This window comes from Paenibacillus campinasensis (assembly GCF_002272015.1).
Lineage (GTDB): Bacteria > Bacillota > Bacilli > Paenibacillales > Paenibacillaceae > Paenibacillus_AQ > Paenibacillus_AQ campinasensis.
In genome coordinates this window covers 1-3,565 of record NZ_NPBY01000069.1, presented here as the reverse complement: position 1 = coordinate 3,565, position 3,565 = coordinate 1, and the positions used below count along the sequence as shown (strand labels likewise).

At 40.1% G+C, this 3,565-nt stretch carries 4 protein-coding genes; 1 reads left to right on the top strand and 3 read right to left on the bottom strand.

Going from position 1 to position 3,565, the window contains the following annotated elements; genetic code table 11:
- Nucleotides 1–209: 209 nt before the first annotated feature.
- On the bottom strand, nucleotides 210–659 hold the full coding sequence (locus CHH67_RS20710; protein ID WP_244908280.1) for a contact-dependent growth inhibition system immunity protein: 450 nt from the start codon (nucleotides 657–659) through the stop codon (nucleotides 210–212).
- Nucleotides 660–676: 17 nt separating this feature from the next.
- Nucleotides 677–1,858, bottom strand: coding sequence for a WXG100 family type VII secretion target (locus tag CHH67_RS26865; RefSeq protein ID WP_244908279.1), 1,182 nt, complete (start codon nucleotides 1,856–1,858; stop codon nucleotides 677–679).
- A 453-nt stretch (nucleotides 1,859–2,311) separates the two neighbouring features.
- Here CHH67_RS26865 and CHH67_RS20695 point away from each other — a divergent pair, with 453 nt between their 5' ends.
- Nucleotides 2,312–2,908, top strand: a complete 597-nt coding sequence (locus tag CHH67_RS20695; RefSeq protein WP_095267278.1) for a CPBP family intramembrane glutamic endopeptidase — start codon at nucleotides 2,312–2,314, stop codon at nucleotides 2,906–2,908.
- 112 nt (nucleotides 2,909–3,020) lie between these two features.
- On the opposite strand, the gene CHH67_RS20690 is transcribed toward CHH67_RS20695, so the two are convergent.
- A complete protein-coding gene (locus tag CHH67_RS20690) occupies nucleotides 3,021–3,434 on the bottom strand; it encodes a hypothetical protein (RefSeq protein ID WP_244908278.1) in 414 nt (137 codons plus the stop codon).
- Between the last annotated feature and the right edge of the window lie 131 nt (nucleotides 3,435–3,565).

The window sequence follows — 3,565 nt, the reverse complement described above, 5'->3', positions numbered from 1 at the left end:
GGATTGCTTTGATGCAACAAGAGCCCGAATGCAGAAAGAACCTGACGAAATTCATGATTTCGTCAGGTTCGTCAAAGCATTATTGTGCGTACAATCGAAATGGAAAAATTTCAATACAGGTATTACATGGGTTTATTTGTGTTATTGTTGGATAATGGGTTCATTCGGCACTGGGTGTCCCCCCACCACCAGTCAAGTATTGCTTACCATTATCCATGAATTTTATTTTTTATTACATCTATGTAGCCTTGATACGTCTCCTTCTGTTCATCGAACATCCAAATATCCGCTAAATTTATTAAGTCATTCTTTTCAACATTTTCAATCATTTTATCCAATTTACTCTTATATACTGAAAGTATATCCGAACTAACAGATGATAACTTTTCCATCAATTCCATTGAATCAATATCAGCATAGAACGGTGTATTCTGTTCATCAATCCTCTCAATAATTTCAAACGTCGCTAAATCTGTAAAAACATCCTGTCTAATACAACGGATCAAATCGAAGTTCGATAACTCACACAGACATTTACCTGTAATCTCCAAATGCCACACAGGTAGCGACATATCAGAAAACTTTGTTGCATTTTGTACTACACTTTCATAATCTTCATCAGTCAAATACTCTTTTAATGTCTTTTTTCTATTAATCATATACATTACTCCAATCATTATTTAGGTGGAAACACTCCGCCATGTGGACTAAACATAGTTTCAACTTTTTCCATTGTAGCGTTTACCTCATTCAACTTAGATGTGTAAAGTTGCCGAAGTTCATCATCTAAATTAGGATTTTTAAGCATCCCTTCCCAACTTCTTTTTAAATCAACTAAACCACGATATGCATCAGAAACTTCTTGAGCATGATCATAATAACCTCCACCTGGTTTGGGAACAGGAGCGCCATCTAAGTCTCTCTGTGCTCCTTTTAAATCCATTTCGGTTAAATGCGAGTATGTTCTCTCCTGTTGGTTCAATGTAGCTCTTTGGCTAGTAGTAATTTTAGACTTTGCAACTTCTGATAAATCATCAACACTAGAGATTATCTTACCACCCTTACCCGTCCCCACATCCCCCGACTTCTTACCGTCACCATCACCACTACTATTACCACCACTGTTGCCTCTACTTCCACGATCGCTGCCACCATTACCGCTACCGCTTCCACCACTATTTCCGCCGCCAAGATCATCATGCTTATTATTCCGTGGGCCTCCCCCTCTAAGTCCAGCACGGTTGAGGAGTGCGCCTCCAATGATCATTGCCGACTGCGTTCCCAGATACGTCGACCAGCCTCCTGCCGCTTCGACTTCTTGCATCGTGTCTTCCACGACTTTGTCACGGTACTCATTGCTAAATAGCATTCGGCCCGCCCATATCGCCGTGTCTCGAATGTCCTCGGCCGTCCCGATAGTTGCATTATAGAGCATCGATTTCCCCGTTCCAAGCGGGTCCTCGAACAAGGAAATGGCCGTATCCTTTAGCGAGCTACCGAACTGCATGGCCCCGATCTTCAGACCTTCCCAGAACTCCCCGGCCTCCTGCTGCACTGCATTCCAGGATTCCTCAACTTTTCTCCCAGCATTATCTACAGCCCTATAACCTGCCGGCCCTCTCATCATAGGGAATGCTCCCAGCGTATGCCCAGCAACCTGGATTGGTTGTACCCGCTCATCTGCGGCCTTAAAACGCTGTGCGATGGCTTTAAGCTCCAAGCTGGTCCGCTGGATATGCTCGGTCGTCTGCGTCATCTCCCGATGCGCCCTCTGGAAATCCGCATAAAAACGGGACCTCGTCGTCCCTTCCCAACCAGACGCCAGCGTATGGATGCTCTGATTCAACGTATGGATCATACTTCGAGCTGTCCAGCCGCCTGGCCGAACTGTTCTCCTACCTTCAGCAGCACTTCAGGCGGAACTAGAATTCTCGTCATCGCTAACCCTCTCCATTAACCACGAAGCATTTGTCACGCTCATACTTAGATTAATGATTTTACTCTAATTCAATTATATGGAAAAGGTTCAAGAGACCTTCAGTCAGTCCTATAAAATTCGATGATCCCTGCAGGTGCTTATGATCTCATAGTCTTAATGGGGAGGGATATATGCGAAACAGATAAACTGTATTTATGTCTATATTTCAAAGTATAATTACACGGGAGGACAAGCGCAGAAGGGAATAAAACCTTCGAAAAAAACAAAGCTGTACCTGTAACCTGGTATGAAGAAAAAAAGGCCTCCTCTACTAATTCTCTTAAGTTCCAATCATCGGCTCTTTTTATCAAATAGCTTGAGGTGAGTGTAATCATGAAAAGCAAATTACTTATCTTTGTTGCAATAACTTATGTCGTAACGATCATTTTTCACATGGTACTTCTGCTCACAAATAATCCTTTGAATTATGTCGGAATAACAATGATTATCCCTTTTATTGTTGCTTTATTTGTACAGAAAAAGATATACAACGAAGATTTCATTCTAACGCTTGGACTAAAAGCAGGAAAAATAAAGTGGTACTTGATTGCTATTATAATCCCTGTTTTTCTATCCTTTGATTATACTATGTCCTTAGATGAATGGTTAAAGATGCTCTTAATTGGATTAACGATCGCTTCGATTTCAGCCTTATTTGAAGAAGTAATCTGGCGTGGGTTTGTCAGATATGAGATGCGGAATAAAAATGTCATTTTTACCTATTTAGTGACAGCACTTATCTGGACAGCTTGGCACATACCAATTAGCGTATTATTTCTTTATTCTGAACATATACTCCTAAACACTTTCTTCCATAGTGTTCAATTGTTTTTAATATCTATGATCATAAGTTGGATTCGAGATAAATCACACACAGTAATAACTGCTGCTATTTTTCACGGAATGGTCAACGTGTTCTACTTTTCATGAAAAAATTGTTAGGTAAAAGTGATTGTTGAATGATTGGTTCATTCGACACGGGGTAGCCCCCATAAAAAAAAGAAACCTTGAAAGGCACGAAGCCAATCAAGGTTGATTATTATTATATCTTTTCAATCGAAATTGAAGTGCAAAGTATTTCTGCGTTAAGAGGGGGCATTATAATTTTGCAATTTAGTAAACGATGACCCTCACTCAGAACATCTGTGACTTCGATATCTTGAAGAAAATAAGGAATTTGTGGTCTAGTCAACTCTCTTAAAGGCATTATCCTATCATCGGTACTTGTAACAAATGAAAAACTAGAGCACCCCATAAAGGACAGCTTGACGTTAAACTCTGTGTCCTCAAACACAAGCGTTATTTCATCACCAAAAAAACTCGAATCAAACTTTAATACTCTAGCATCCCAGTAGTGCATTGCCTCAATTTCGGATAGAATTTTTTTAGCATTCACGCTAATCACCTCACTTTTTATATGGGATATGAGCATCAGGGCTTTTTCTGTCAACAACATTCAGGCTACCTTACGGACAAATTTATTGACCAATGGTGTATTGATGGATTAAATTAATATTATAACCATTTTTCCTGAATTTGGAATATAGAACTGGGGGTGATCCTATTGGCTCTTACAAACATCTCAAT

Coding starts and splice junctions, on each gene's coding strand:
- CHH67_RS26865 (WP_244908279.1), bottom strand. CDS start 1,858: ATGATCCATACGTTGAATCAGAGCATCCATACGCTGGCGTCTGGTTGG.
- CHH67_RS20710 (WP_244908280.1), bottom strand. CDS start 659: ATGATTAATAGAAAAAAGACATTAAAAGAGTATTTGACTGATGAAGAT.
- CHH67_RS20695 (WP_095267278.1), top strand. CDS start 2,312: ATGAAAAGCAAATTACTTATCTTTGTTGCAATAACTTATGTCGTAACG.
- CHH67_RS20690 (WP_244908278.1), bottom strand. CDS start 3,434: ATGTTGTTGACAGAAAAAGCCCTGATGCTCATATCCCATATAAAAAGT.